Source organism: Halopseudomonas formosensis, from assembly GCF_900115905.1.
Classification (GTDB): domain Bacteria; phylum Pseudomonadota; class Gammaproteobacteria; order Pseudomonadales; family Pseudomonadaceae; genus Halopseudomonas; species Halopseudomonas formosensis.
Genome location: NZ_FOYD01000001.1, coordinates 160,669 through 186,047 on the forward strand (window position 1 = coordinate 160,669; position 25,379 = coordinate 186,047).

A 25,379-nucleotide genomic window follows, 5' to 3' on the forward strand; every position below is an offset into this window, starting at 1 on the left:
TCAACGCCTGGAGTTGTTCATACCTGCGGTGGCGACGCGGGCCAGCAGCAGACCGACCAGGATGCCGGCGCCCATCAACTGACCCATTGCCGTGACCATACCGATCTCACCGCCGCCGTCACGCAGATTCAGCAGCAGGCACAGCGCCGTGCCGAGAATACCCAGCAGGCGATACAGCAGCTGACGCGGGCGGCCGGGTGGACGACCGAAAAGGTCGCGGTGGTGCCGGGCCATGGCCAGGCTCAAACACAGCATGGCCGCCACCGCCGTGACAAACGCCAGTATGCTCATACGGTTACCTCCGATTCCCCGCATTCTGTCTTTCGGGCCGCCGGCACAGGCTGGCGCGGCCGGTATCTCGCCATGGCCACGGCCAGCAATACACCGCAGATAAGCAGGGTCAGATCGACCAGTGCCAGTTCGGGCGCAGTGCCAAAGGTGGCCAGCAGGTGGCTGTAGGGAGCAGTGAGGAAATTCACCAGGGGCAGGCCCAGGGCCAGGGCCGCCATCACGCCCAGCAGTGCTCTGGCTCTGGCCAGTGGCTGACGGGAGCTGACAAGGGTGGCGAGGGTGACCGCGAGCCAGGCCAGCACGAAACTCCAGGCCTCGACACTGGCGCGGTGTTCGAGCTCTGCGGGAATCAGGCGGTTGGCCCAGAGCAGAACCAGGGACGCCACCGGCAACCCGAAGAACACGGCGGTATTGAGGGCCTGCACCAGGTGTAGTCCGGGTGTCTGCCGTGCGGCGCGCTTGCGCAGCCAGACGGTGTTGCCCGCCACCAGCATCATGCAGCCGGCCAGACCGAGCACGCCGTACAACAGCCGGATCAGGGAGCCGCCGAACTGGGCCATGTGCAGCCCCACCATCCAGATATAGCCGCGGTAGGCGGGGGGCGTCTGCTGCTGGTGCAGCAGCTCACCGGTGAAGGCGTCGTAGCTCAGGGTGTCCTGGGGCGAGCCGATGCGCGACGGGTCGCGGCGGCGGATGCTGACCACCGACGAGGCATCCGCCGGGTGCTCGACAATGATCCAGCCGGTATCGGTGCTCTGCCACTGCTGCTGCGCGGCGGTAACCAGCTGGTCCAGTGGCACAGGGGTGCCGGCCGGCCGGTCCAGTTCGTTGCGGTGATAGCCGCCCTGAACCTCGTGGTAGAAGGCCAGCGGATCGCTGTTGTAGGCGACCATGCCGCCGGCCGGCATGTAGGCGGCGACGAAGATCGCGACGCCGGTATAGGCCAGCACCAGATGAAAGGGCAGGCCGACCACTCCGAACAGGTTGTGCGCATCCAGCCAGGCCCGCTGCCCCTGGGCGCGGGGCCGCAGGGTGAAGAAGTCCTTGAAGATGCGCCGGTGAATGATGACGCCCGAGACCAGGGCCGCGAGCATGAAGACGCCGGCCAGGCCGACGATGTACATGCCGATCTGCCCGGCGTGCAGGTTGTAATGCAGGGTGAAGAAGAAGTCACCGCCCAGGGTTTCCGGCAGGGCCGCGCCGGTGACCGGATCGAACACGGCGCGGCCGCGCTGCCCGCTGCCGTCCTCCTCCCATCCCAGTTGCCAGAAGGGCGTGCGCTCGGTTGGCGGGTGTATCCAGTAGGCGTGCAGCGGCGCGCTGACGTTGTCCGCCAGCCAGTCGCTGATCTGCTGTGCACTGGCGCTGGCGGGGCCGGATGAACCATGCAGGGCAGGGCGCATCCAGTGCTCCAGTTCCTTGTCGAAGCAGGCCAGGGTCCCGGTGAAGATCACCACGAACAACAGCCAGCTCGGCAACAGTCCGCCCCAGGTGTGCAGGGTGGTCATGCTCTGACGCAGCTTCATGGGCGCATTCTCCAGTCGGTGGGCAGCCAGGCGGCCAGGCAGAGTGCGCCAGCCAGCGCCACAAGCACCACCCAGACACGCAGTGGCCGGCGTGCGGCAAAGCTGTAGACGGCGGCACCGACCCAGACCGCAAAGCACAGCAGGCTGGCGACAACCACCCGGTCCGGTCGCGGCAGCGGCAGGTAGACGCTGAGAAAGGCGGTAGCGCCGAAGGCCAGCAGATACCCGGCGACCAGCGCGGCGAGGCCGCGGCTGATCAGCTCGGCGAGGGGCGAGGCGGCCAGGCGCCGCCAGTGTTGCGCCGCCATCAGAACTGGTAGCTCAGAGTGCCGACCAGGGTCCGGCGGCTGCCGAGGAAGCAGTCACCCCTGGCCAGACAGGTGGTGTAGTAGCGCTCATCCTCCAGGTTGGTGGCATTGAGCGCCAGGCCCCAGTTGTTGCGGTTGTAGCCGACCATGGCGTCGAACAGGGTGGTCGACGGGGTCTTCAGCTCATCCATGCCATCCCAGCTGGCGCCGACATAGCGAACCCCGGCGCCGGCGGTGAAGCCGGGGATGCCGAACAGGGCAAAGCGATGCTGGCTCCACAGCGAGGCCATGTGCTCCGGTACGCTGGCCAGACGGTGACCCTGCTCGGCCTCCGATCCCTCCAGCACCTCGGTATCGGTGTAGGTGTAGTTGCCGATCAGGTCCCAGTTGTCGGTGACCGAGGCCAGCGCTTCCAGCTCCAGGCCACGGGAGCGGGTCTCGCCGGCCTGCAGGGTATTGATCGGGTTGTCCGGGTCGGGCATGCGACGGTTCTGTTCACGCAGGTCGAACACTGCGGCGGTATAGAGGCTGCGGCTGCCCGGCGGTTGATACTTGATGCCCAGCTCCCACTGCTTGCCCTCCAGCGGAATGTACGGCTGGTTGGTGACCGGGTTGAGCCCGATCACCGGCTGGAAGGACTCGCTGTAGCTGATATAGGGCGCCAGGCCGTTGTCCAGCAGGTAGCTGAGGCCGACATGGCCGGTCACCTCATCATCCTTCTGCCGGAGGCCGCCCTCGGTGCGGTTGTCGGCCCAGTCCTTGCGCAGGCCCAAGGTGGCCAGCCAGTTGCGGTAGCGGATCTGGTCCTGCAGGTACAGGCCGCGCTGCGCTACGGTCTGCTCCGGGTCTTCGGTGAGGCTGATGATCGAGGGATCGAAGGTGCCGTACACCGGGTTGTAGACATCCAGCGGGGTTGCCATGCCGCCGGCCTGACGTCGATTGGTCACCGCATGCTGGTAGTCGGTGCCCAGCAACAGGGTGTGTTGCAGCGGCCCGGTATCGAACAGGGCAGTGGCGTTCTGATCGGCCGTCCAGACATCCACTTCGGGTTTGGAAACGTAGTAGATGCGCTCCAGCGTACGGTTGTCCGCCGCCAGAGTCGCCGGCCAGCCGTAGATCTGCTGGTAGCTGACCTCACTCTCCTGATAACGCAGGTTCTGGCGCAGGGTCCAGACGTTGTTCAGCCGCCAGCTGAGCATGGAGGTCAGTGCCAGCTGCTCGCTGTCGTATTCATCGAATCCCGGCTCGCTCACGAACAGATCGGTATCGAAGCGCCCCAGGGGCGCGCTCAGCAGGGTGCCCCGATGGGGCAGAAACTGGGAGGTCGAGCCGCTGTCGTCGCGCTGGATATTGGCCAGCAGGGTCCACTCCAGGTCGTCGCTGGGCTGCCAGGTGATCGAGGGCATCAGCACCAGTCGGTCGTCATCCACGTGAGCCACCTGGGTGCCACTGTCCCGGGCCACGGCGACCACGCGATACAGCCAGTTGCCGTCGCGGGTCAGGGGCCCGGTGGTATCGATGGCGACCTGCTTGCGGTTCCAGGTGCCGTACTGCAGCTGCAGCTCGGTAGCCTGCTCGGCCCGGGGGCGCTTGCTGACCATGTTCACCACGCCGGCTACCGGGCTCTGCCCATAGAGCATGGAGGCCGGCCCCTTGAGCACCTCGATGCGCTCCAGGGTGAAGGGGTCGCTGCGGGTATTGGTGTAGTAGCCGAAGGATTGCTGCAGACCATCGAGGAAGGTGGTCGGGGAGCTGCCGCGCACCAGTGCGGAGTCGACCCGGGCGTCCAGGCCGTAGGCCTCGCTGCGGACACCGGACACATAGCGCAGAGCGTCCTGAACGGTCTGGACGCCCTGATCCTCCATGCGCTGGGCGGTCACCACGCTGATCGAGCGCGGCGTCTCGGTAATGGCCGTATCGGTCTTGGTCGCAGTGGCTGATCGGGTCGCCGTATAGCCCTTGACCGGGCCGGTGGCGGTTTCCATCTCGGTGCCTATGACCACCTCATCCGGCAGGTCGATGGGCGACTGGGCCGCGGCCGGAAGGCCAAGACAACCGGCGGCGAGCAGACCGGCACCGAGGGCAAAACGAGGGCAGCGTGAAGCAGGGGGAAGTTGTTTTGACATATTCAGCAATCCTTTTGTTTTGCGGAATGCTAATGATAATGCTTCTTGATAGCAACAATTGTCTGTGCTGTTCGTCAAACAATTACAGGCCGCTATCAAGAACAGGGCTGGGGGAGAGCCTCAGCCCTGAATACGGGAGTGTTCAGTGGAGGACGGTGACGGGATGAATTGCGGTGAGGTCGGGCAACTGATCAGAAAAGGTCAGGGGACCAGACGGTTGAAGGATACCGCCGGCACATTACAGAACCCGCCGTTGCCGGCGCATTGGGTTTTACCGGCTGAGGTGCCGTGATTGATTTCCACTGCCGTCATCAGGAGGATCAGCAGGCCCGCGGCCAGGGTGGGCAGGAATGGCCATCTGGATGTTTTCATGCGTGGCCCCTTTTTGTCAGGTTGTTATAGGCGCCGTGCCGGTGTTCGGGTTCTCCTGAAGATAGTCAGCTGTTCGCGGGCTGGCCTCGTTCAAATGAACTAGATGCTGGCCAGAGCGATGATCGGTCGCGTCAGAGCAGGTTGGCCACGCCGAAGGGGATATGCACCATCGGCAGATCACCGGCCTCGGATTCGAGATGGCTGCGCTGGTCGTCGAAGAACATGTGCGGCTTGAGGATGCTGAGGATGCGGTCCTTCTTCATGCCGCCGAGGAAGAACACCTCGTTGGCATTGACGCCCCAGTGTTCCAGGGTGGTGATGACCCGCTCGTGGGAGGGGGCGTTGCGCGCGGTGACTATGGCGGTGCGCAGCACGCGCCGGTAATCGGGGTCGGTCTCCATCGCCCGGTCTTCCAGGCGCTGCAGGTGTGACAGCTTGCGGAACAGATCGGCCAGCGGGCCGGGCGTATGGGGTATGTGCGAACGGGAGGTTTCATGGGCGACGAAGTCCGCCAGTGAACCCTGCTTGTAGACCCGTTCCGAGGCGTCATCGGCGATCACCCCATCGAAATCGAAGGCGATGCGCAGTTCGGCATCCTCGGGGTCATCCACCACATGGCTGGGCAGCACGGTCCCGGCGGGGTAGCCGTAATCGATCGCCTGCAGCACGTCCGCCTCGTTGGCGCTGAGAAACAGTGAAGCGTTGAACGCCGGAATGTAGGCGTAGGGCGACTTGCCCTCGAGGAAGGCGGCGCGGGTGATGTTCAGCCCGTGGTGGGCGATGGAGTTGAATACCCGCTTGCCGGTGATGGCGGAGTTGCGCGACAGCAGCACCACCTCCACCGGGCTCTCGGCGGCAAACCGCTGGTTGATGCTGAGAAAGCGCCGCACGAAGGGAAAGGCGACGCCCTTGTCCAGCGGATCGTTCAGGTGCTGCTGCTGGTAGTCGCGGTAGACCTTCTCGCCCCGTTCCCGGAACACCCGGTCGGACTCGCTGAGATCGAACAGGGCGCTGGAGGCGACGGCGATCACGAGTTTCTGTTCAATGGGGTAGGACATGGCCGGCGTTCCCTGGCAACGTTGTGTGGCTATCAGCGCGAAACATTATACAGCTGCTCCGTGGCCCAGCTGCGGGCATGGAGGTAACTGTCGTTGAGCAGGTCGATCAGCTCTTCGGAAGCCTGGTCCAGACGGGCGCTTTCGTGGGCCTGCACCAGGCGCAGCAGACGGCCCAGCTCCCCCTCGCCGGTGCGGATCGCGTGCTTGATGCGGGCATCCAGCGCCAGGCTGTCGAGCAAGGCGTCACGCGGCCGGCCCAGCAGGGTGTGGATGAGCGAGAAGGTGCCCACGGTGAAGGCTTCATCCGGCGGCGCCGTGCCGAAGTGCAGGGCAAGGCGCTCGCACATGGCGGCACGGGTCAGCAGCTGCGGCAGCATCAGCAGGCTGGCCGGGCCGTTGCGTGCCAGCAACAGGGTAAGGATCAGCCGCTTCAGGCGTTGCAGACCGAGGGTGGTGATGGCCCGACGGATGCTGGAAACCGGGTGGGGGCGATGGTAGGCGGCAGAGTTGACCTGCCTGAGCAGGGTGACGCAGAGCTCCGGGTCCTGCACCAGCAGGGATTCGAGCTGGCGGAAGTCCGGATTGTCCCGGTACAGATGATTGAGCAGCTGAATCTGCGCCGCCTGGTTGCTCTCGCGGCGGCGGCAGGACAACCCCTGGATCTCGGGACGGGCATAGAAGTACCCCTGGAACAGATCGAATCCGGCGGCCCGGCAGCGTTCGAAGGTCGCCATGTCCTCCACCTTCTCCGCCAGCAGCTGCACCCCGTGCTGTCTGTAGATGTCCAGACTGGCCGGGTCCTGGGGCTGGAGCATGTCAACCTTGATGATATCCGCCAGCTCCAGCAACGGCCGGGTCTGTTCGGTCAGGACGAAGTCATCCAGGGCCAGCCGATAACCCTGCTCGCGCAGGTGCTCCAGCCTGCGCAGCAGCTGATCATCCACGGTGACTGACTCCAGTACCTCGATCACCAGCTGGTCGCTGGAGGGCGGCAGCAGGTCTGGCTCCAGCAGCCACTCGCGGGGCGCGTTGAAGAACAGCAGGCGGTCACCGACCAGAGCCCGCAGACCGATTTCGTAGAAGGCGGTGGAACAGGCCCGCACCGTGGCGGTCAGCCCGCAGTCGATCTGCGCATGCAGGCTGTCCGGCGCGGCGCGATACAGCATCTCGTCGGCTCGATGCTGCATTTTCGCGTCGCAGATGGGCTGCAGAGCGATGCAGTAATGGGTCGGGGGGCGGACTGATTCAGACACACGGAAGCTCTGTGCAATTATGTGTATGCGTTATGGTGGACGTTAGTCGAAATTCACACAAGTGGTGCAGGGTATAGACCTTGTAACCGATGGGGGAATTGCCGGCGATTCGCCCCGTACCTGCCCCGGAGCTATGCTGAGCTGAAGTCCGAACGGGGAGGAAGATGCCATGACTCTTGAGGGGAGCTGCCTGTGCCGGGGCGTGCGCTACCGTATCCACGGCCCGGTTTCCGATGTCTACCACTGTCACTGTTCCATGTGCCGCAAGTTGCATGCCGCCGCCTTCCGCACCTGTGGCCGGATTCGCTCGGCGGACTGGCAACTGCTGCAGGGGCAGGAGCTGATCCGTTTCTATGAATCATCCCCGGGGGAGCACAAGGCCTTCTGCTCGGTGTGCGGGTCCAGCCTGTACACCCGTTTCGATGCCCGTCCCGAGGTGTACGGCTTCCCCCTGGGAACCCTGGACAGCGATCCCGGAGTGCGCCCGCAGAAGCACGTGTTCGTCGACAGCAAGGCGCCCTGGTACGAGATCACTGATGACCTGCCACAGCACCGCGAATTCGGCTGAACCTCACTGACTGGACCCGGCCGGCGGGGTTGATATACTCCGGCTTCACTCAGGAGGCGGGGACGACCCCGCCTCGTCATTCGCGAGGGGACGGCCCCATTCGGAGGTAACATGAATTGGGCCATTCTTGTGGTCGCAGGTCTGTTTGAAATCGGCTGGGCCATCGGCCTCAAATACACCGAGGGCTTTACCCGTCTGTGGCCATCGGTCGCCACCGGTCTGTCCATGCTGATCAGCGTCTGGCTGCTGGGTATCGCCATGAAGACCCTGCCGGTGGGCACCGCCTACGCAGTCTGGGTCGGCATCGGCGCCATGGGCACGGTAGTGCTGGGCATCCTGCTGTTCGATGATCCCGCCAGCCCGCTGCGGCTGATCAGTCTGCTGCTGATCGGCGCCGGAATCGTCGGCCTGAAACTGGCCAGCGGCTGATCATGCTATGCTCGGCGCCTTCTAAGCGGGGCGCCGGGCATGGCAGACAATCCACTGATCGAACTCTATCGCGACGACTGGCTGCTGGCGGTGCACAAGCCGGCCGGTCTGCTGGTGCACCGCAGCCCCATCGACCGTCACGAAACCGAATTCGCCCTGCAGTACGCACGCCAGCTCAACGGCGGCGCCCACGTCTATCCCTGCCACCGACTGGATCGCCCGACCTCGGGCCTGCTGCTGTTTGCCCGGGACCCGAACACCGCCAGTGCTTTTGGCAAGGCGCTGATGGCCGGGCAGGTGCAGAAGAGCTATCTGGCGCTGGTGCGGGGCTGGGCGGCGGAGCAGGGGGTGATTGATCATCCGCTGCGGGAACATGCGGTGGACCGGCGCTGCAGGGGTGAGCCCCAGCCGGTGCGCGAAGCCATCACCCGCTTCGAACGACTGGCAATCACCGAGATTCCGGTGGCGGTGGAGGGTTATCCGCAGAGCCGCTACAGCCTGATGTCGCTGCACCCGGAGACCGGGCGCAAGCATCAGCTGCGTCGGCACATGCAGCACATCAGTCATCCTATCATCGGCGACACCAACTACGGCCGGACCCGGCACAACCACTACTTTGCCGAACGTTTCGGCTACAGCCGGCTGATGCTGGCAGCCACCGGACTGGCCTTCGCCCATCCGGCGACCGGCCAGCCGATGAAGCTGCACTGCCCGCCGGAGCCGAGTTTCCAGCAGGTGCTGGAGATCTTCGACGGCGGGCTGCCGGCGTCCCTGCCGGACTGATCTCAGTCGAGAATCAGTACATGCCCGTCGCTGGGGTTGATGCGACCGTTGACCAGCGTATCCACCAGTGCCGGGCCACTTTCCAGACCCTGATGGACCTGCAGCTCGAGCCAGGGCGCAGCTGGGTTGCGCACCCGGTCGATGAAGCTCAGCTGTGCGGCATTGAAGCGGCGGGTGACCTCCGCCGGACCCCAGTCGGCGTTGCGCTTGCGGATCTGGTTGGGGGCGAAGTAGGCCTGGGGCTGCGGGCCGGCCAGGTCCAGGTTCTGATCACTGATGTGGTCCTGGCTGTGCGCCGAGCCGGCGTAGCAGTCATGCACCAGGGTGCCCTTGAAGTGGTTGTGGATGCGCTGGCGCAGTTCGCCGTTGCCGGAGAAATCCACGTACAGGGTGGGTACCGAGGGATCCAGGGATTCCAGCTCATCGTAGGTGACGGCCTTGTGGTAGCAACCAAGGCTCTCGACATAGGCCTTGTTGCTGCCCGAGGTCAGACCGATCAGCTCGACATCGTCACGGCCTTCCAGGCAGAACACGGTACCGAAGGCCGTCTTGCTGGATGCGCTGGAAACAACGATGCGCTTGGCGCCGAAGAAGCCGTTGTCTTCCAGGTAGTCAGCCAGCATGAAGGAGGTGATGAACAGCGGCCGCAGCAGCATCTGGTAATCTTCGTTTTCGGGACGGTAGGCGGCGTCGGTTCTGTTGCGCTGGTACTGGTTGTAGGCCGAGACCAGGTCCAGGCGGTGTGCTGCGCCGTCATAGAAGCCGCGCTCGGTGACGCGCACGGGCTCGACGACCAGATGGGTCGCGATCGGCCAGTAGCCATAGAAGCGCTCGCCGACTTCCAGACCCTCGACGGTGGTTTCGACGATTTCGGCAAAACCCCAGGCCGGCATGTGGCCCCAGCCCGCCTCGTCGGTGGGGAAATAGTTCCAGTAGCGCAGGTGCGGGGTGTCGCCGAAGGCGGCATAGGTGATGTTGTTGGTGGTCAGTGCCAGCCGGCTGATCTTCAGCAGTGCCTGGCCGGGTTGCAGATCGCCCTGGGTTTGGGTAACGATGCGGGTACGTGCGAGATCGCGCTTGTCCGTCTGCAGACTCTGGATCTGGGTCATGATGGGCTCCTTGATCAAATTCATTCCATCGACAGGGTACGCCAGCCGAACGCTGGCCGGGTTCGGATAACCATGAGCAGCAAGACCCCTTCGGTAACCCGCAGCAAACCGCTCAAACGCCCCACTCAGGCCCGGGCAAGGTTCACCGTGCAGGCGATTTTCGATGCCTATGTTCGGATTTGGCAGCGTGACGGCTGGGAGGGGCTGACCACCCGCGCGGTGGCGCTCGAAGCCGGGGTCGCCATCGGCACCCTGTACGACTACTTCCCCAGCAAGGAGGCGCTGCATTCGGCCTATGTACGCCACTGCATGGAGACCCTGATCGAGGCCGTGGATCAACAGGTGGTGGCGCCGGCACAACTGAGCTGGGAAGAGCGCATGCGCCGGCTGGTGCAACTGCTCAGTGGCTGCCAGTCGGTGTCCTGGTTTCATCCCGACATGCTGGCGCTGGAGCCGCGGATTGCCGAGCAGAAGCATCAGCAGCGGGCCTGGAGCGAGTTCCTGGCCATGTGGCGACGGGTATTCGATGCCTGCAGCGACCTGCCCCGGCGACCGGATGAGGCCCTGATCGAGGCTCTGCATCTGGCGATCTGGGGTGGCCGCCGCTATGCCATGCAACTGCGCCTTGACCAGCCCCGGATGCAGCAGTGGGCTGCGGAGGTGGAGCAGCTGTGCCTGGCCAGGCTGCGGGCGATCGACTGAGCCCTACAGCGACTGCAGCGTCAGGATGGTCCCGGTTACCAGCAGCAGGCCATAGACCAGTTGGCGGAAGCGCTGCTCATTGACCCTGTGATGCAGGTATTCACCGACCAGCATGCCCAGCACCAGCAGCGGAATGAACCAGGGTAGCCGGGGCAGGGCCGGAACCAGCTTGCCCTGCATCAGCAGCATCAGACTCAGGCAGGCATTGAGGGAAAACCAGACGCAGAGCAGGGTGGCACGCAGCCGCCGCTTGTCCAGCTGGGTACCGGCCAGGGCATAGACCAGCAGCGGACCGCCCGAGGCGAACAGGCCGTGGGTCAGGCCCGCACCCAGGGTCAGCAGTCGGTTCAGCCACGGCGGGTGCGGCCGCGCCGGTCTGCCGCGGCGCAGACGCCAGAGTTCACGGCCGGCGAACCACAGCATCAGTATTCCCAGCAGTCCCTTGAGCAGATCGTCCGCCAGCCATTGCTGCAGGGCGAATCCTGCCAGTGTGCCGAGCAGCATCAGCGGCAATATCACCCGCAGCAGCAGGGCACCGTGCAGCTGGCGACGATGGCGCAGCACCAGCGATCCACTCATCAGCACGTTCAGCGGCACCAGTACCGGCAGCAACTCGGCGACCGGCAACAGCAGCGCACCCAGGGCCAGGGCGATGACCAGACTGCCGAAGCCGGTCACGGCCTCCACCGTATAGGAGAGCAGGACGAACAGGCCTATCCACAGCCAGGGATCCATCACGGGCGGCGGGCTCCACTGCACTGGGCGAAATAGTCCAGGGTCTCGGCGGAGGTCTTGCTCGGCACAAAGCCGAACTCCTCCTTCAAACGCCGGTTGCTGAGTACCGGGCGGTACTGCAGGAACCTGACCTGCGCCGGGCTGGTGGGCCGGCCGCGCCACTGGGCCAGTTGCAGGCCCAGGCGTACCAGCCATACCGGCAGGGTGCGCACCGGCTTGTTCAGCCGCGCGGCAATCTCGCGCATGCTCAGGGCGCCGTCGCCGGCCATGTTGTAGATGCCGGTGCGGCTCTGGCGCAGCCCCATCTCCATGGCGGCGATCACGTCCTGATCCCAGATGAACACGAAGGGCGAATCGCTGCCGCGCAGGGCGAGCAGCCGCGGCGCCATGAACAGCTCGGTGATCTGGTTGCGGGTGTCGGCGCCGAGTATGGTGCCGGGCCGGAAGATCAGCTGCTGCAACTGCGGATGGCCCTGGCGATAACTTGCCAGCATTTCCTCGATCTGCCGCTTGTGGTCGGAGTAGGCGAACTCGGGATTGCCGCGCAGCGGGTCCTGCTCGTCGATCCACTCCGGGTTGTCCGCATGGTAGCCGTAGGCCGCGCCGGAGCTGGTCACCGTCAGGTGCCTTACCCCGGCGCGCAGGCAGCATTCCAGTACGTTGCGGGTGCCGTTGACGTCGATGTCGAAGTCCCGATGGCGGTCGGCGGAGGCCTGGAGTACCGAGGCCAGGTGCACTACGTGGGTGATCTGCTGCTCCTGCAGCAGCTCGGCCAGCGCCGGGTCGCGGATATCCAGCTGGTGTACCGGGAAGTCCAGATCATCCCGTGCCCGGATATCGGTCCCGACAACATGCAGATCCGTGGCCAGACGGTTACCCAGTTGATGTCCGAGATAGCCGGCGGCGCCGGTAATCAGGATGCGCGGTGTCATGGCAGTTGCTCCTTGATGGTGGCGGGCGCCAGGGCGGGATCATCGGCGGGCAGTGGCCGGCGTGCCCAGTACTGGGACAGGGTCAGGCCGCTGACCAGATGCCATACGCCCCAGAAGGCGGTGATCAGCAGCATGCCGCCGGCATTGGGGAAGAAGGTGAAAAGAATGACCAGGCCCAGTCCGGAATTCTGGATGCCGACCTCCAGGGTCACCGCGCGGCGGTCGCTCTCAGCCAGGCGGCACAGACGGGCCATGCCGTAGCCCAGCAGCAGTGCCAGCAGGTTGTGGCCGACCACCAGCCAGAAGAAGCTGTGGAACCGCGCGAGGAAGAGATCGACGTTGCGGCTGAAGGCAATTGCCACAAAGCCGAGGAAGACCAGCAGGGATATCACCCGCAGGGGTTTCTCGCTGCGCTCGACCAGACCGGGAAAGCGGCGACCTGTGATCATGCCCACCGCCATGGGCAGCGCCAGCACCAGCAGCACCAGCCAGAGCACGCTGCCCGGCTCCAGGCTGATCTCGGTGAGATAGGCGCGGGTATGGGGGTTGAGCCAGCCGTACAGGGCAAAATTCAGCGGCGTCATGATGGTGGCGGCCAGACTGGAGACCGCGGTCATGCTCACCGACACTGCCAGGTTGCCCCGGGCCAGCCAGGTCATGACGTTGGAGAAGCTGCCGCCGGGGCAGGCGGCTACCAGGATCATGCCCAGGGCCAGCTCGGCGTCGATGCGCAGCCACCAGGTGACCAGGCAGGTGGCGGCGGGCAGCAGCAGGAACTGGGCAATCAGCCCGACCACCGGTGTGACCGGGGCCCGGGCGATACGGCGGAAGTCCTCCAGGCGCAGGGACAGGGACACGCCGAACATCATGCAGGCCATGATGATGTTCAGCAGCAGCATGCTGGCCGGATCGAAATCCAGCGCCGGTGCGCCGTTCATTGGCTCACCACCAGATCGGCGGGGGCCGCGGGCAGCGCCTGCTCCAGCTCCGCGATATGCCGGTGCAGGGCGGCCAGATAGACCTCCTTGTTCACGTAGTAGGCCATGCGCGCCAGCTTGATGTAGCGATAGCCGCCGTCCAGCCGTTCACCGGCCCGGTTCTGCCGGGCCTGATCCAGCGCCGCCACCGCCTGGCTGCCGGCCTGTCGGTGGTGCAGGTAGAGCGCCACCAGACGGGCCTGCTGGTTGCGGCCCTCCCAGCCCAGACCGGTCGCCTCGATCATGCCCATCATGAACAGGTTGTCGTACTGCGGGTGGAAGATGTTCATGTACAGCTGGGGTGCGTCTTCACTTTCGGGCCAGTTCAGGTGGCGGCGCTCGATGAAGGGGTAGTCCAGCTGGTAACCGGTGGCCTGGAGTATGAGGTCGTACTCGGCGCTGGCGCCGTCGGCAAACCTCACCCGGTGCCCGTCGATGGCGGCGATATCCCGACGCGGGGTGATGTCGCCATGCCCCAGATGGTGGAGGATCAGCGAGTTGACCACGGGGTGGGACTCGTACATGCGGTAATCGGGGTCAGGCAGACCGTAGTCCGAGGGCTTGCCGAGGATCATGCGGATCATGGCCGCATCGATGCGCTGCTTGAGCGGGCGCGGCAGACGGCGCTTGCCGCCGAGGGTGTCGATGGGCCGGCCCCGGACGAACTTGGGCAGGAAGTAGTAGCCCCGGCGCAGGCTGATATCCACGCTGGCGGCGTGGTGTACGGCGTCCACGGCGATGTCCGCCCCGGAGTTGCCGCAGCCGACCAGCAACACCCGCTTGCCCTTGAATACCTCGGGGCTGCGGTAATCCGCCGAATGCATCAGTTCGCCGCTGAACTGCCCCGGCAGACCGGGGATGTTCGGCTTGTGCAGGGTGCCGTTGGCGATCAGCACGCCATCGAATCGGCGCCTTTGCTGTACACCATCGCGCTCGCTGAGCAACATCCAGCCGTCCCCGTCCGGCGTCAGCTCGATGACCCGGGTGTTGAACTCGTAATGGCGTCGGAGCTGGAAGTGCGAGGCGTAGTCGTGGAAGTAGCGGCGCATCTCGCTGTGGTGCGGGTAGGGCGCCACGCTGTCGTCCATGGGGAACTCGGCAAATTCGGTCATGCGCTTGGACGAGATCAGGTGAGCGCTGTCGTACATGGTGCTGTGCGGGTTGTCTATGTCCCACAGGCCGCCGACATCACTGTGCTGTTCGAAACCGATGAAGGGGATTCCAAGCTTCTGCAGATTGCGTGCGCTGGCCAGACCCATGGGTCCGGCGCCGATGATGGCATACATGTATGCTGACTCCTTATTGTTATGATGCCGAGTCTACGGCACGGGAATCAGTACGTATCCCACCAAACGGGACAGGGAACCGGCAATACGGGCCATGCACGATATCAGCGAACAGACAGTCACTCCCAGGTACAGCCAGGCCATGCTGCAACTGGCCGAACGGGCCGGCATTGCCCTGCCGGAGGCGCTGCGTGCCCGCATGGAGGGCCTGCAGCGGGTGCCCATCCACTGGCAGGACGAACTCTGGGAGGCGTTGTGCGAGGCCAGTGGTGATCCCCTGGTGGGGCTGCAGCTGGGCCTGCAGATCCAGGTCGGGCATCTGGACAGTCTCGGCATGCTGCTGGTGACCTGTGACACCCTGGGCGAAGCGCTGGAGGAACTCATGGAGTACACCCCGGTGATCAGCGATGGCGGTGAATTCCGCCTGCGCCGTGAAACGGATCTGGTGTTCGTCGAGTATCGCCCGCGTTTCCAGGTGCGCCAGGCGGAACGGGCCGAGGCGGCCATGGGCAGCCTGCTCAACCTGACCGGCTGGGCCACCGGCGGACGCTTCCAGCCGGCGGGCATCTGGCTGCGCCACCGGCCGCTGGCGGCGCCGGAACGTTATGCGGAGCTGACCGGCTGCCCGGTGCATTTTCAGGCCGAGCATTATCAGCTGGGCATCACCCCCGAGCAGCTGGCGCTGCCGCAGATCCAGGCCAACAGCGTGCTGCGCGACCACCTGCGCCAGCTGGCCGATCAGATGCTCGCCGAGCTGGGTCGCCAGAGCATGGCGGCCGAGGTGGAACAGCTGATACGCGCCCATCCGCGCTGGGGCAAGGAGCGCATTGCCGAACAGCTGCAGCTCAGCGGCCGGCACCTGCACCGGCGGCTGGCCGAGGACGGGCTGACCTTCAAGGCGCTGCGCGACAGCGTATTGCAGTCCATGGCCTGCCAGCTGCTGGGTAGCGACCTGCGCCTGTCGCAGATCGCCGAGCAACTGGGTTTTTCCGATGAGAATGCCTTTACCCGGGCGTTCCGCCGCTGGCAGGGCGTCACGCCTGCGCGCTATCGGGAAACCCGGCGCTGAAAGCCTGTCCGTTTCACAGATCCAGTTGCTGCTGAACCTGCTGTTCCCGCTCCCTGGCATTGAGCGGCTCGCCGCGGCCGGCCTCGTAGGTCAGCTCGCCATGATACAGGCGGGCAGGGCGGGTATAGGGATGTTCCTCGCAGTGCTGTTCGTCCTGGATGTGCAGCACCTGCACTCCCGCCGTCATCAGTACATCGGAAATGATCGAGCGGTGGCAGCGCCACCAGAGCACCTCGGCGCACATCATCGCGGTACGGTGCCGCGCAGCCAGTTCCTGCAGGCGGGCCAGGCCCCGGGCGAATTCGGCACTGGCCACATGGTCGGCGTAGCCGCGGAAGGAGGTATTGCGCCAGGCCGTGTTGGGCGAGTCGGCTGAGGGGCGGCGCCGGCCGCCGAGTTCCGTCAGCAGCTGGTAATGGATGCCCGCCGCCTGCAGGCTGTCTCGCAGCGCCTGCTGGCCGAACTGCGGCAGGCGGCGGGAACCCGGAAAGCGCCGCACGTCCGCCAGGACCTCGATTCGGTAATGGCGCAGCAGGGCGATGAAGTCCTCGATCGAGCGGGTCGAATGGCCCAGGGTCCAGATGGTCTGCGGCTGGGCCATGTCACCTGCCTCCTCAGGACGTGGGTACCTGTCTTCTGTGACCGGCAAAGGCGCGGAAGGTTGTGTCGGCAATCGGCTGGCAGGCCACCAGTCCCGGGACTAGGCTGGAGGGATCGTCAACCCCGGACCGGAGGTGAGCTGTGGAAACCATGGAACTGCATCGCGGCAGACTGCTGGATCATGTGCAACTGGTGGTGCGCGATCTGCCCGCCGCTGAACGCTTCTATACCGCTGTCGCCGCCGGGCTGGGCATACCGGTCGGCGGGCGTGGCGAGGGCTTTGTCTGGATCGATGAGCTGGTGCTCTCGGCGCTGGACTCGCCGGCGGCACTCGGCGAGCCCACAGGGCGTCATCATCTGGCCTTCCAGGCGCCGGACCGGGAGACCGTGGAGGCGGTTTACCAGGCGGCGCTGGCCGCCGGGGGGCGGGACAACGGCGCACCGGGACTGCGGCCCTATCATCCGGACTATTACGCCGCTTTCGTGCTGGATCCCGACGGCAACAATATCGAGGTGGTCTATCACGGCCCCGCCCGGCGCAGTGCGCCTTCGGTACAGATCTCCTTCGACCTTCAGCAGGGAGCCTGAGCCGGGCGGCAAAGAGTCGACCGCAGCGGTAAACTAGCCGGTAATCCTGTTGCCGCAAGGACCTGTCCCGTGCCCCGAACTCGCCGTTGGTTACCCATCCTGCTCGCGCTCGTGCTGTTGCTGCTGTGGTTTGCCTGGCGCCAGTGGCAGGGGCCGGAGATTCCTGCCTATCAGCTGGAGCAGCGTCCGCTGGTGCAGCGGGTAGTGGCCAGCGGCGAGGTCGACAGCCAGTCGCTGGCCCAGGTCGGCAGCGAGATCACCGGGGTGGTCAAGGCGCGACACGTGCGCGAAGGCGATGCGGTACGGGCCGGGGATCTGCTGATCGAGCTGCACGACGAGGAGCAGCAGGCACGGCTGCGCGAGGCGGAAGCGGCGTTGCGGCAGCTGGTCCAGTCCCAGCGCCCGCAGACCGAGGCCGCCCTGCGCGAGGCGCAGACCAATCTGGCCCAGGCCAGCCGTGAGCGCGAGCGTCGGGAAGCGCTGGTGGCGCGGCAACTGCTGCCGGCCGAACAGGGCGAGCAGGCCCGGCAGGCCGAGATCAGTGCCCGCTCGGCATTGCAGCGGGCCCAGGCCGCTGCGGCGGCGGCCGCCCCCGGCGGCAGTGACGAGCAACTGTTGCAGCAGCGTCTGGCCGCCGCCCGTGCTGCGCTGGAGCGTACCCTTATCCGCGCCCGCTTCGATGGCGTGGTACAGGTGCGCGCGGTGGAGCCGGGGGATGTGGTACAGCCGGGCAAGGCCCTGCTGCAGATCGCCCGGGCTGACAGCCGGGAGATCCTGGTGCCGCTGGATGAGAAGGAGCTGGGCCCGGTGGCGGTCGGGCAGCCGGCGCTGATCATTGCCGATGCCTACCCGAACGAGGTACTGGAAGGCCGCGTCAGCTTCATCGCCCCGGCGGTGGATACCAACAGGGGCACCATAGATGTGCATCTGGAGTTGCTGGAGTCGGCGGACTTTCTGCGCCAGGGCATGACGGTGTCGGTGGATATCCGCACCGCCAGCCGGGATCAGGCCCTGGTCATTCCCAATGATGCCCTGTTCAACCGTCGGGGTGACAGTGCCGAAGTGCTGCGCCTGGCCGGCGGACGGCTGGCCGAGCGGGTGCCGGTGCGCCTGGGGCTGCGGGGCACCGGGCTGACCGAGGTGGTGGAGGGGGTGGGCGCCGGGGATGTGCTGCTGACCGATGAGCAGGCCGAGGGGCGTCGGGTGCGGGCACGCATCGATCCGCTGCGCGAGGATCGGCGGGAATGAGCATTCGCCCGCTGCTGTCCAGTGCCTGGACCGAGTGGCTGATCGCGCTGCGCTTTCTGCTGGACAACCGCATGCAGACCCTGCTGATCCTGTTCGGCATCACCGTCGGCTCGGCGGTCATCGTCTTCATCACCGCCATCATTACCGGTCTGCAGAGCAACGTGGTGGACCGCACCCTGGGCACCCAGGCGCATATCCGGGTGCTGCCGCTGGACGAATTCAACCGTCTGGCGCCGTTGCCCGCCGGCACCCTGTCGCTGCTGCGCGAGAGTCCGCGGGCCCAGCGGCTGCGCTCGATCAGCAACTGGCAGGATGTGGTGACCCTGCTCGACCAGCACCCGCGGCTGACCGCCGTGTCACCGGTGGTCAGTGGGCCGGCGCTGGCCCTGAGCGGCGTGGCACGGGCCTCGGTGGCATTGATCGGCATGGATCCGCTGCGCTATGAGCGCATCATCCCCATCAGCGAGGATCTGCTCGCCGGCCGCTTCCGGGTCGGGGCAGGGCACGCGGTGATCGGCAGCGAGCTGGCCCGGGACCTGGGGCTCAATACCGGCGACAAGCTGCGGTTGGACGGCGGCGAGGGCCGCGAGGCGGTGGTGGATGTGGCCGGCATCTTCGAGCTGGGTGTGCGCGAGCTGGATGCCCGTTACGTCTACCTGGATCTCAAGCAGGCCCAGACCCTGCTGGCGCTGCCCGGCGGCGTGACCGTAATCGATACCCGGGTGGACGAGATCTTCGCCGCCGATGAGCTGGCCCGGCGTATCGAGCGTCTGACCGGCCTCAGGGGCGAGAGCTGGATGGAAACCAACGGCCAGCTGCTCAACGCACTGCGCTCCCAGAGCATGACCACACAGATGATCCGCCTGTTTGTCGGTATCTCGGTGGCCTTCGGCATCGCCAGCGTGCTGGCGGTCAGTGTGGTGCAGCGCACCCGGGAGATCGGCATCCTGCGCGCCATGGGCAGCCCCCGCGGGCAGATCCTGCGGGTATTCCTGCTGCAGGGCGGCCTGCTCGGTCTGCTCGGTTCGGGAATCGGCGGCGCCGTGGGCTGGCTGCTGGTGCAGGTGTTCAACATCTTCGGTCCGGGGCTGTTCCAGGTGACGGTCGAGCCGGGGCTGATACCGGCGGCCATGCTGATCGCCTGCCTGGCCGGCGTGCTGGCAGCGGCGGTGCCGGCCCGCCGTGCCGCCCACTATGATCCGGCGGTGGCGATCCGTTATGTCTGATGAAGTCCTGCGCCTGGAAGGCATCGGCAAGACCTTCAACCAGGGTACGGCGCTGGAGGCCAGGGTGCTGCAGGACATCAACCTGCGGCTGGGGCGCGGCGAGCTGACCGCGCTGATCGGCCCATCCGGGTCGGGCAAGAGTACCCTGCTCAATCTGATCGGCCTGCTGGATGTGCCCACCGCCGGAGAACTCTACCTGCAGGGGCGGCCGACCCGCAGCAGCGACGATGCCACCCGTACCCGGATGCGCAACGAGTCGCTGGGCTTCGTGTTCCAGTTCCACCATCTGATTTCCGCCTTCAGCGTGCTGGAAAACGTACTGATGCCACTGATCATCCGCAGCGGGCGGCCGTCGGCCGAGGCCGTGGAGCTGGCCCGCAGCCTGTTGCAAGAGGTGGGGCTGGAGCGCCTTGCCGACAAGAGGCCCACCGAGATCTCCGGTGGCCAGCAGCAGCGGGTGGCCATCGCCCGGGCACTGGTGACCCGACCGCCGCTGCTGCTGGCTGACGAGCCCACCGGCAACCTGGACAGTCGTACCGCCGCCAGCGTGTTCGACCTGTTCCGCCGCATCAACGAGCAGTTCGGCTGCTCCATCCTGGTGGTGACCCACGACCCCCGACTGGCGGCCAGCTGCCCGCGCACCATAGAGCTGGTAGACGGCCGCATTGTCAGCGACGGGGCGAGCATTCCCATGCCTCCGTGAAAAACAGGTTGATTGTTATAATATAACAATTCATATTATGCGCCCTTCGCCCGGCGTGCGGTCCGGGTCGTGTCAAAAACGAGGGCTGAATAACATGAACAAGGTTTGTCATTCCCTGGCTGGCGCCGTGGCGCTCGCCAGTCTCTGCGCAGCGCCAACCCATGCTTCCGAGGTGTTGAGCCTGCCCGATACCCGGGTCAGCGCCACTGCTTACCAGCGCCACGCCGCGGAGCTGAGTTCCGCGGTCGAGGTGTTGCAGGGCGATGCTCTGGTCCGTCGCCGCGCAGCCACCCTGGGCGATACCCTGGCCGGTCTGCCCGGGGTGCAGTCGAGCGGCTTCGGCCCCGGTGTCGGGCGACCGGTCATCCGCGGCCTGGACGGTCCTCGGGTACGGGTCCTGAGTGACGGTGCCGATCTGCTGGATGCCTCCGTCAGCAGTCCCGACCATGCCAGTACCGGTGAGCTGCAGCTGCTGGAGCGCATTGAAGTGCTCAAGGGGCCGGCGACCCTGATGTACGGGGGTGGTGCCATTGGCGGTGTGGTCAATCTGATCGATCGACGGGTGCCCACCTACCTGCCCGAGGACGGGCTGGAGGCGGATCTGGAGCTGCGTGGCAATACCGTGGCCGACGAGAAAGCCGGTGCCTTCGGCCTGACGGCGGGAGCGGGGCAGCTGGCGCTGCGGCTGGAGGGCAGTCGTCTTGAGGCCGACGAGTATCGCATTCCGGGTTCGCCCTCGCGCCAGGACGGGGCCTTCAACGAGGCCGATTCCGCGGCCCTGGGACTGAGCTGGATCGGGGAGCGGGGCTATCTGGGGCTGGCCTACAGTGAGCAGAACCGCGAGTACGGTCTGCTGGCCCATGAGCATGCGGACTGCCACACCCACGGCCCGGTGTGGCATTGCGGCGGGCATGGTCACGGACACGGGGATCACGATCATGACCATGAGGACCACGGTGATGCCCGTATCGACATGCGTCAGCGGCGCTGGGACCTGCGGGGTGAATATCGGGAACCCCTGGCCGGCTTCGAGAAACTGCGGGTACGTCTGGCCAACACCGACTATCAGCACCGGGAGATGGAGGGCAGCGAGGTGGGCACCCGCTTCGACAACCGGGGACAGGAGATGCGCGCCGAGCTGACCCACAGACCCATCGCCGGCTGGCGCGGGGTATTGGGCGGGCAGAGCAGTCGCAGGGATTTCGCGGCCCTCGGCGAGGAGGCCTATGTGCCGGCAACCCTGACCAGCAACCACGCCCTGTTCCTGGTGGAGGAGTGGCAATCGGGGGCCTGGCGCCATGAGCTGGGCCTGCGCCACGAATGGCAGGATGTGCAGGTCAAGCGCAGTGCAGCGGACAGCCGCCACCGCGGGACCTCCATCGCCTTCGGCAGCACCTGGCAGTTCACCGAGGGCTATGCCCTGTTCGGCAATCTGTCCCGTTCCCAGCGCCTGCCAACCGCCGAGGAGCTGTATGCCCGTGGCCCCCACGCGGCGACCCGCACCGTGGAGCTGGGCAATGCACGGCTGGATGAGGAGACCGGGTACAACCTCGAACTCGGTCTGCGCAAGACCGCCGGCCGGCTGACCTACAGCCTGAGCCTGTTCCGCAATCAGGTGGATGATTTCATCCATGCCGCCGATGCCGGCTATGACCCCGGCGGCGACTACCGGGTAGTGGAGTACCGGCAGGACGACGCTGTGCTGCGTGGCTTCGAGGCCAGTGCCGCCCTGGCCCTGAGCGACCGCCTGGAGCTCGGGCTGTTCGCCGACAGCGTACGTGGCCGGCTGCGTGACGGCGGCAATCTGGAGCGCATCCCCGCTGATCGCTACGGGCTGCGGCTGAACCGCCAGATCACCAGCGCCCTCGATGGCGAGCTGGAGGCCTACCGGGTAGAGCGTCAGGACCGGCTGGCAGAGCACGAAACCGGCACCGACGGTTACACCATGCTCAACGCCGGCCTGAGTTTCCGCGGCTTCAGCGAGGCGGGGGTGGATTACCTGATCTACGCCCGTGCCGGCAACCTGCTGAATGACAAGGCGCGTCAGCACAGCTCCTTCATCAAGGACGACGTGCTGCTGCCGGGGCGCAACCTGACCCTGGGGGTGCGTTTCAGTCTGTGAGGCGGCGGTATTGAGAAACGGGCGCATGGCTGCAACACTGCGGCCCTCTGTGCCCTGTGGAGTGACGCATGTACAAGCTCTGTTTCTATGTACCCGAGTCCCATCTCGAGGCGGTCAAGCAGGCGGTATTCGATGCCGGCGCCGGGCGTATGGGCGACTACGAGCACTGCTGCTGGCAGGTGCTGGGTCAGGGGCAGTTCCGCCCCGGGTCCGGCGCCAATCCCTTCATCGGGGAGGCGGGCAGGCTGGAGCAGGTCGCCGAGTACCGGGTGGAAATGGTCTGCGAGGATGAGGCCATCCAGCAGGCGGTGGCTGCACTGCGTCAGGCCCACCCCTACGAGGAACCGGCCTTCGACGTCTGGCCGTTGCTGGAGCTGTAGGAAGCGGACAATGAAAAGGCCACCCGAGGGTGGCCTTTTGCATTGCCGTGTTACCGACTGGGTATCACTTGGCGCCGAAGGGCTGCGGACGCGGCGTGTCGTTGGTCGACGGCGGCAGGATCGGCAGGGTCAGCTGGGGCTGATCGCCGGTCAGCGTCTTGAGGAAGGCGACCACGTTGTTGATCTCCTCGTCATTGAGCTGACGCCCCAGCTGCAGGCGAGCCATGACATCCACCGCTTTTTCCAGCTCCCAGTAGGCGCCGTCGTGGAAGTAGGGATAGGTCAGCTCGACGTTGCGCAGGGTCGGTACCTTGAAGTTGAACCGGTCCGCGTCCTTGCCGGTGACGGCCACACGACCTTCAGCCGGGTTGTCGGTCTGGTAGGGTTCGACCACGCCCATGCGCTGGAAGGAAGTACCGCCAGCGGCCGGGCCGTTGTGGCAGGCCACGCAGCCGATGCTCTTGAATGTTTCATAACCGGCCAGCTCCTGGGCGGTCAGGGCGCTGTCGTCACCCTTGAGCCACAGGTCGAAGCGGGAGTTGGGGGTGACCAGCGTCTCTTCAAACTCGGCGATGGCATCGGTGATGTTCTCGATGGTGACTTCCGGGCTGCCATAGACTTTCAAGAAGTCTTCGCGGTACTGCGGAATGGAGTTGATCACGTCCACTGCCAGGGCGTGGTTGGAGGCCATCTCCAGGGGGTTGGCAATCGGGCCACCGGCCTGCTCTTTCAGGTTGGCAGCACGGCCATCCCAGAACTGCGCCACGGCCAGACTGGAGTTCAGTACGGTCGGCGAGTTGATCGGACCTTCCGCCCAGTTGTGCCCGATGGAAGTCGGCAGGTTGTCACTGCCGCCGGTGCTCAGGTTGTGGCAGGAGTTGCAGGAAATGAAACCGGACATCGACAGACGCGGATCAAACCACAGTTTCTTGCCCAGCTCGACCTTCTCGGGCTGTTCGCTGACGTAGGGTTCGATCGGTTTGATCAGCTCGGTGGTCAGGCGGTCGGCGTGGACGTGGGCGCTGATGCCGATACTCGCGGCCACAGCAAGACTAAGCAGTTTCTTCATGGGCAACACTCCTTACATGCACCTCAGCAGGCATGGTCTTCGCCATGTTCAGTTCTCTGAGTCGGAGTGTCTCAGACCTGGCGAGCAGGAAGGTTGACGTGGGTCAAGGTAATATCTCGACCCGGGTGCCGTCGGGCACCAGGTCCCACAGCTCCTGCATGTCGGCGTTGAGCAGGGCGATGCAGCCGTTGGTCCAGTCCAGGCCGCGGAAGAACCATTCCGGGTAGTCCTCATCCACCGGCGTGCCGTGGATCATGATCATGCTGCCGGGGTCGACCCCGCGTTTCCAGGCCTCGGCCCTGTCCTTCAGGTTGGGGTAGTCCAGGTGCATGCTGAGGTTGTAGTTGGGGCTGTGGTGGCGCCAGTCGATGTGATAGATGCCTTCCGGGGTGCGGTTGTCGCCCTGGTGCTGCTTGTGTCCCACCGGCTGCCGACCGAGGGAGATGCGGTAGCTGCGAATCACCTTGCCCTCGCTGATCACATCCAGCCGGCGCTCCTGCTTGTGCACCCGCAGCTGGTCGATGACCGGCTGGGCGGCGGCGCTGAGGGTGCAGAACAGGCTCAGGCACAACAACAGTAGCCAGCGACTCATCGGGTGGTGTGCCCCGGCGGCCAGGTGATGTCGCGCATGCGTACGGGAAACTGCTGGCTGGAGTAGTCCCGATAGTACTGGCGCAGGGTCTTGCCGATGGTGGGGAAGGCCAGCTGGTCCCAGGGAATTTCCGCCTCGCTGAACAGTCGTACCTCCAGGCTCTCCTCGCCGGGAGCAAACTCCCCGTCGGCCAGCTGGCCGCGGAAGAACATGTACACCTGGTTGATATGGGGCAGGTTGTACAGCATATACAGCTGTTGATCGCGCACCCGGGCATGGGCTTCCTCCCAGGTCTCGCGCAGCGCTGCCTCTTCGGTGGTCTCGCCGTTCTCCATGAAGCCTGCCGGCAACGTCCAGAAGCCGTGGCGCGGTTCTATGGCACGCCGGCACAGCAACACATAGCGCTCCTCGGTGACCAGACAGCCGGCGACGATACGTGGATTCTGGTAGTGCACGAACTGGCAGGCATCACAGATGAAGCGCGGCCGGGTGTCTCCCTGGGGGATGCGCTCGGTGACCGGCTGGCCACAATGGCTGCAGAACTTCATGTAGCGGGGGTTCCTCGATTCGTCGGCTGGCAGGCTTCCATCTTGCTGCGCATCGCCCGCGGGGTAAAGAGGCAATGGGCCGACAATGCCCGGCATGGGGATATATTCAGCAATCATGGGTGCTGGTCGGGTGTCGGTGATCATGCCATCATGATAGGAAAATACGAGGTAGGTCAGATGCTGGACAAGGTACGCTCGCGGATTCCCGAGTATCAGCCGCGGGTGGTTGAAACAGCCGGTTTGCCGGAAGCCGGCGTTCTGGTCCCGGTCACCTGCGTGGAAGACCGGCCGGAGATCATTCTCACCCTGCGTTCCAATAACCTGTCGACCCATTCCGGCGAGGTGGCCCTGCCGGGTGGTCGCCGGGACCCCGGTGATGTTGACCTGGCCTATACCGCACTGCGCGAGGCCCACGAGGAGATCGGCCTGCTGCCGGATCTGGTGGAAGTGGTCGGGCCGCTCGGCAGTCTGGTATCCCGGTTCGGTATCAAGGTCACGCCCTTTGTGGGCATAGTGCCCGATGTCTTCGATCTGCGCCCCAATGAGCACGAGATACAGGAAGTGTTCCGGGTGCCGGTGAGCTATTTCCTCGAGGACAACCGGGAGATGACCCACCGCATCGACTATGAAGGGCGCAGCTGGTACGTGCCCAGTTACCGTTTCGAAGGTTTCCGGATCTGGGGCCTGACCGCCCTGATCCTGGTGGATTTCATGAACGTCGCATTCGACGCACGGATTCCGCTGCAGGTCCCGCCCGATGGGCACAGACGTTGAAAACC

At 65.4% G+C, this 25,379-nt stretch carries 28 protein-coding genes; 12 read left to right on the forward strand and 16 right to left on the reverse strand.

All coding sequences use genetic code 11. The features are described from left to right. The 7 genes from BM046_RS00800 to BM046_RS00825 all read right to left on the reverse strand — a co-directional run bounded on the left by BM046_RS00800 (position 1) and on the right by BM046_RS00825 (position 6,934). The gene (locus BM046_RS00800) at positions 1-291 is read right to left on the reverse strand and encodes a DUF3325 domain-containing protein (protein WP_177197756.1); all 291 of its coding nucleotides are present in this window, start codon (positions 289-291) and stop codon (positions 1-3) included. Continuing rightward, positions 288-1,817: a PepSY-associated TM helix domain-containing protein gene (locus BM046_RS00805; protein ID WP_090536034.1), complete on the reverse strand. Its 1,530-nt coding sequence runs from the start codon at positions 1,815-1,817 to the stop codon at positions 288-290. The genes BM046_RS00800 and BM046_RS00805 overlap by 4 nt, the downstream gene beginning before the upstream one ends. Then, positions 1,814-2,125, reverse strand: a complete 312-nt coding sequence (locus BM046_RS00810; protein ID WP_090536036.1) for a DUF3649 domain-containing protein — start codon at positions 2,123-2,125, stop codon at positions 1,814-1,816. The genes BM046_RS00805 and BM046_RS00810 overlap by 4 nt, the downstream gene beginning before the upstream one ends. Then, positions 2,125-4,251 (reverse strand): TonB-dependent siderophore receptor, encoded by a 2,127-nt coding sequence (locus tag BM046_RS00815; protein WP_090536037.1) that lies wholly within the window; start codon positions 4,249-4,251, stop codon positions 2,125-2,127. Before BM046_RS00815 ends, BM046_RS00810 begins: the two co-directional genes overlap by 1 nt. A gap of 201 nt (positions 4,252-4,452) precedes the next feature. Further along, positions 4,453-4,623: a hypothetical protein gene (locus BM046_RS16190; RefSeq protein ID WP_177197757.1), complete on the reverse strand. Its 171-nt coding sequence runs from the start codon at positions 4,621-4,623 to the stop codon at positions 4,453-4,455. 131 nt (positions 4,624-4,754) lie between these two features. Further along, positions 4,755-5,681, reverse strand: a complete 927-nt coding sequence (locus BM046_RS00820) for a 5'-nucleotidase (protein ID WP_090536039.1) — start codon at positions 5,679-5,681, stop codon at positions 4,755-4,757. A 32-nt stretch (positions 5,682-5,713) separates the two neighbouring features. Further along, positions 5,714-6,934, reverse strand: a complete 1,221-nt coding sequence (locus BM046_RS00825; protein ID WP_090536040.1) for an EAL and HDOD domain-containing protein — start codon at positions 6,932-6,934, stop codon at positions 5,714-5,716. Between the two features lie 169 nt (positions 6,935-7,103). Between BM046_RS00825 and BM046_RS00830 the strand changes: the two genes are divergently transcribed. The 3 genes from BM046_RS00830 to BM046_RS00840 all read left to right on the forward strand — a co-directional run bounded on the left by BM046_RS00830 (position 7,104) and on the right by BM046_RS00840 (position 8,714). Then, positions 7,104-7,502, forward strand: coding sequence for a GFA family protein (locus BM046_RS00830; RefSeq protein ID WP_090536042.1), 399 nt, complete (start codon positions 7,104-7,106; stop codon positions 7,500-7,502). Between the two features lie 111 nt (positions 7,503-7,613). Then, positions 7,614-7,931 carry a quaternary ammonium compound efflux SMR transporter SugE gene (gene sugE / locus BM046_RS00835; RefSeq protein WP_090536044.1) on the forward strand — a complete coding sequence of 106 codons (318 nt, stop codon included), beginning with the start codon at positions 7,614-7,616 and terminating at the stop codon, positions 7,929-7,931. Between the two features lie 39 nt (positions 7,932-7,970). Beyond that, positions 7,971-8,714: a pseudouridine synthase gene (locus tag BM046_RS00840; RefSeq protein WP_090536047.1), complete on the forward strand. Its 744-nt coding sequence runs from the start codon at positions 7,971-7,973 to the stop codon at positions 8,712-8,714. Positions 8,715-8,716: 2 nt separating this feature from the next. Here BM046_RS00840 and BM046_RS00845 read toward each other — a convergent pair whose 3' ends face one another. Continuing rightward, positions 8,717-9,823, reverse strand: a complete 1,107-nt coding sequence (locus BM046_RS00845; RefSeq protein ID WP_090536849.1) for a DUF2855 family protein — start codon at positions 9,821-9,823, stop codon at positions 8,717-8,719. Positions 9,824-9,895: 72 nt separating this feature from the next. Here BM046_RS00845 and BM046_RS00850 point away from each other — a divergent pair, with 72 nt between their 5' ends. After that, positions 9,896-10,525, forward strand: coding sequence for a TetR/AcrR family transcriptional regulator (locus BM046_RS00850; protein WP_090536049.1), 630 nt, complete (start codon positions 9,896-9,898; stop codon positions 10,523-10,525). A 3-nt stretch (positions 10,526-10,528) separates the two neighbouring features. Here BM046_RS00850 and BM046_RS00855 read toward each other — a convergent pair whose 3' ends face one another. The 4 genes from BM046_RS00855 to BM046_RS00870 are packed head-to-tail and all read right to left on the reverse strand — an operon-like array spanning position 10,529 to position 14,455. Continuing rightward, complete coding sequence (locus BM046_RS00855) at positions 10,529-11,260, reverse strand: sulfite exporter TauE/SafE family protein (protein ID WP_177197773.1); 732 nt, start codon at positions 11,258-11,260, stop codon at positions 10,529-10,531. After that, on the reverse strand, positions 11,260-12,192 hold the full coding sequence (locus BM046_RS00860) for an SDR family oxidoreductase (RefSeq protein WP_090536053.1): 933 nt from the start codon (positions 12,190-12,192) through the stop codon (positions 11,260-11,262). Before BM046_RS00860 ends, BM046_RS00855 begins: the two co-directional genes overlap by 1 nt. Then, complete coding sequence (locus BM046_RS00865) at positions 12,189-13,130, reverse strand: bile acid:sodium symporter family protein (RefSeq protein ID WP_090536055.1); 942 nt, start codon at positions 13,128-13,130, stop codon at positions 12,189-12,191. The genes BM046_RS00860 and BM046_RS00865 overlap by 4 nt, the downstream gene beginning before the upstream one ends. Beyond that, positions 13,127-14,455: a flavin-containing monooxygenase gene (locus BM046_RS00870; RefSeq protein WP_090536057.1), complete on the reverse strand. Its 1,329-nt coding sequence runs from the start codon at positions 14,453-14,455 to the stop codon at positions 13,127-13,129. Before BM046_RS00870 ends, BM046_RS00865 begins: the two co-directional genes overlap by 4 nt. Before the next feature lie 94 nt (positions 14,456-14,549). Here BM046_RS00870 and BM046_RS00875 point away from each other — a divergent pair, with 94 nt between their 5' ends. After that, a complete protein-coding gene (locus BM046_RS00875; protein ID WP_090536059.1) occupies positions 14,550-15,524 on the forward strand; it encodes an AraC family transcriptional regulator in 975 nt (324 codons plus the stop codon). A 13-nt stretch (positions 15,525-15,537) separates the two neighbouring features. On the opposite strand, the gene BM046_RS00880 is transcribed toward BM046_RS00875, so the two are convergent. Further along, positions 15,538-16,125, reverse strand: coding sequence for a DUF488 domain-containing protein (locus BM046_RS00880; protein ID WP_090536060.1), 588 nt, complete (start codon positions 16,123-16,125; stop codon positions 15,538-15,540). 149 nt (positions 16,126-16,274) lie between these two features. On the opposite strand from BM046_RS00880, the gene BM046_RS00885 reads away from it, so the two are divergent. From BM046_RS00885 to BM046_RS00910, 6 genes are all read left to right on the forward strand, one after another. Then, the gene (locus tag BM046_RS00885) at positions 16,275-16,712 is read left to right on the forward strand and encodes a VOC family protein (protein WP_218149982.1); all 438 of its coding nucleotides are present in this window, start codon (positions 16,275-16,277) and stop codon (positions 16,710-16,712) included. A gap of 69 nt (positions 16,713-16,781) precedes the next feature. Next, positions 16,782-17,960, forward strand: coding sequence for an efflux RND transporter periplasmic adaptor subunit (locus tag BM046_RS00890; RefSeq protein WP_090536064.1), 1,179 nt, complete (start codon positions 16,782-16,784; stop codon positions 17,958-17,960). Further along, positions 17,957-19,186: an ABC transporter permease gene (locus BM046_RS00895; RefSeq protein WP_090536066.1), complete on the forward strand. Its 1,230-nt coding sequence runs from the start codon at positions 17,957-17,959 to the stop codon at positions 19,184-19,186. Before BM046_RS00890 ends, BM046_RS00895 begins: the two co-directional genes overlap by 4 nt. Continuing rightward, entirely contained in the window at positions 19,179-19,889 is a 711-nt protein-coding gene (locus BM046_RS00900; RefSeq protein ID WP_090536068.1) for an ABC transporter ATP-binding protein, read from the forward strand. Before BM046_RS00895 ends, BM046_RS00900 begins: the two co-directional genes overlap by 8 nt. A 94-nt stretch (positions 19,890-19,983) precedes the next feature. Next, entirely contained in the window at positions 19,984-22,011 is a 2,028-nt protein-coding gene (locus BM046_RS00905) for a TonB-dependent receptor (protein ID WP_090536070.1), read from the forward strand. Positions 22,012-22,079: 68 nt separating this feature from the next. Further along, positions 22,080-22,391 carry a YqfO family protein gene (locus BM046_RS00910; RefSeq protein ID WP_090536072.1) on the forward strand — a complete coding sequence of 104 codons (312 nt, stop codon included), beginning with the start codon at positions 22,080-22,082 and terminating at the stop codon, positions 22,389-22,391. 64 nt (positions 22,392-22,455) lie between these two features. Here BM046_RS00910 and BM046_RS00915 read toward each other — a convergent pair whose 3' ends face one another. The 3 genes from BM046_RS00915 to BM046_RS00925 form a co-directional block, all read right to left on the reverse strand. After that, complete coding sequence (locus tag BM046_RS00915; RefSeq protein ID WP_090536073.1) at positions 22,456-23,460, reverse strand: cytochrome-c peroxidase; 1,005 nt, start codon at positions 23,458-23,460, stop codon at positions 22,456-22,458. 103 nt (positions 23,461-23,563) lie between these two features. Next, positions 23,564-24,052: a L,D-transpeptidase family protein gene (locus BM046_RS00920; RefSeq protein WP_090536075.1), complete on the reverse strand. Its 489-nt coding sequence runs from the start codon at positions 24,050-24,052 to the stop codon at positions 23,564-23,566. Continuing rightward, complete coding sequence (locus BM046_RS00925) at positions 24,049-24,600, reverse strand: NUDIX hydrolase (protein ID WP_090536077.1); 552 nt, start codon at positions 24,598-24,600, stop codon at positions 24,049-24,051. The genes BM046_RS00920 and BM046_RS00925 overlap by 4 nt, the downstream gene beginning before the upstream one ends. A 177-nt stretch (positions 24,601-24,777) precedes the next feature. Between BM046_RS00925 and BM046_RS00930 the strand changes: the two genes are divergently transcribed. Beyond that, entirely contained in the window at positions 24,778-25,374 is a 597-nt protein-coding gene (locus BM046_RS00930; RefSeq protein ID WP_090536851.1) for an NUDIX hydrolase, read from the forward strand. Positions 25,375-25,379 lie beyond the last annotated feature (5 nt).

What these genes read in the sequence shown, in the direction of transcription:
- BM046_RS00840 (WP_090536047.1), top strand. Translation starts at nt 7,971, where the DNA reads ATGGCAGACAATCCACTGATCGAACTCTATCGCGACGACTGGCTGCTG.
- BM046_RS00875 (WP_090536059.1), top strand. Translation starts at nt 14,550, where the DNA reads ATGCACGATATCAGCGAACAGACAGTCACTCCCAGGTACAGCCAGGCC.
- BM046_RS00925 (WP_090536077.1), bottom strand. Translation starts at nt 24,600, where the DNA reads ATGAAGTTCTGCAGCCATTGTGGCCAGCCGGTCACCGAGCGCATCCCC.
- BM046_RS00895 (WP_090536066.1), top strand. Translation starts at nt 17,957, where the DNA reads ATGAGCATTCGCCCGCTGCTGTCCAGTGCCTGGACCGAGTGGCTGATC.
- BM046_RS00915 (WP_090536073.1), bottom strand. Translation starts at nt 23,460, where the DNA reads ATGAAGAAACTGCTTAGTCTTGCTGTGGCCGCGAGTATCGGCATCAGC.
- BM046_RS00905 (WP_090536070.1), top strand. Translation starts at nt 19,984, where the DNA reads ATGAACAAGGTTTGTCATTCCCTGGCTGGCGCCGTGGCGCTCGCCAGT.
- BM046_RS00920 (WP_090536075.1), bottom strand. Translation starts at nt 24,052, where the DNA reads ATGAGTCGCTGGCTACTGTTGTTGTGCCTGAGCCTGTTCTGCACCCTC.
- BM046_RS00800 (WP_177197756.1), bottom strand. Translation starts at nt 291, where the DNA reads ATGAGCATACTGGCGTTTGTCACGGCGGTGGCGGCCATGCTGTGTTTG.
- sugE (WP_090536044.1), top strand. Translation starts at nt 7,614, where the DNA reads ATGAATTGGGCCATTCTTGTGGTCGCAGGTCTGTTTGAAATCGGCTGG.
- BM046_RS00900 (WP_090536068.1), top strand. Translation starts at nt 19,179, where the DNA reads ATGTCTGATGAAGTCCTGCGCCTGGAAGGCATCGGCAAGACCTTCAAC.
- BM046_RS00850 (WP_090536049.1), top strand. Translation starts at nt 9,896, where the DNA reads ATGAGCAGCAAGACCCCTTCGGTAACCCGCAGCAAACCGCTCAAACGC.
- BM046_RS00930 (WP_090536851.1), top strand. Translation starts at nt 24,778, where the DNA reads ATGCTGGACAAGGTACGCTCGCGGATTCCCGAGTATCAGCCGCGGGTG.
- BM046_RS00830 (WP_090536042.1), top strand. Translation starts at nt 7,104, where the DNA reads ATGACTCTTGAGGGGAGCTGCCTGTGCCGGGGCGTGCGCTACCGTATC.
- BM046_RS00860 (WP_090536053.1), bottom strand. Translation starts at nt 12,192, where the DNA reads ATGACACCGCGCATCCTGATTACCGGCGCCGCCGGCTATCTCGGACAT.
- BM046_RS00865 (WP_090536055.1), bottom strand. Translation starts at nt 13,130, where the DNA reads ATGAACGGCGCACCGGCGCTGGATTTCGATCCGGCCAGCATGCTGCTG.
- BM046_RS00810 (WP_090536036.1), bottom strand. Translation starts at nt 2,125, where the DNA reads ATGGCGGCGCAACACTGGCGGCGCCTGGCCGCCTCGCCCCTCGCCGAG.
- BM046_RS00855 (WP_177197773.1), bottom strand. Translation starts at nt 11,260, where the DNA reads ATGGATCCCTGGCTGTGGATAGGCCTGTTCGTCCTGCTCTCCTATACG.
- BM046_RS00805 (WP_090536034.1), bottom strand. Translation starts at nt 1,817, where the DNA reads ATGAAGCTGCGTCAGAGCATGACCACCCTGCACACCTGGGGCGGACTG.
- BM046_RS00845 (WP_090536849.1), bottom strand. Translation starts at nt 9,823, where the DNA reads ATGACCCAGATCCAGAGTCTGCAGACGGACAAGCGCGATCTCGCACGT.
- BM046_RS16190 (WP_177197757.1), bottom strand. Translation starts at nt 4,623, where the DNA reads ATGAAAACATCCAGATGGCCATTCCTGCCCACCCTGGCCGCGGGCCTG.
- BM046_RS00870 (WP_090536057.1), bottom strand. Translation starts at nt 14,455, where the DNA reads ATGTATGCCATCATCGGCGCCGGACCCATGGGTCTGGCCAGCGCACGC.
- BM046_RS00880 (WP_090536060.1), bottom strand. Translation starts at nt 16,125, where the DNA reads ATGGCCCAGCCGCAGACCATCTGGACCCTGGGCCATTCGACCCGCTCG.
- BM046_RS00815 (WP_090536037.1), bottom strand. Translation starts at nt 4,251, where the DNA reads ATGTCAAAACAACTTCCCCCTGCTTCACGCTGCCCTCGTTTTGCCCTC.
- BM046_RS00910 (WP_090536072.1), top strand. Translation starts at nt 22,080, where the DNA reads ATGTACAAGCTCTGTTTCTATGTACCCGAGTCCCATCTCGAGGCGGTC.
- BM046_RS00885 (WP_218149982.1), top strand. Translation starts at nt 16,275, where the DNA reads ATGGAACTGCATCGCGGCAGACTGCTGGATCATGTGCAACTGGTGGTG.
- BM046_RS00820 (WP_090536039.1), bottom strand. Translation starts at nt 5,681, where the DNA reads ATGTCCTACCCCATTGAACAGAAACTCGTGATCGCCGTCGCCTCCAGC.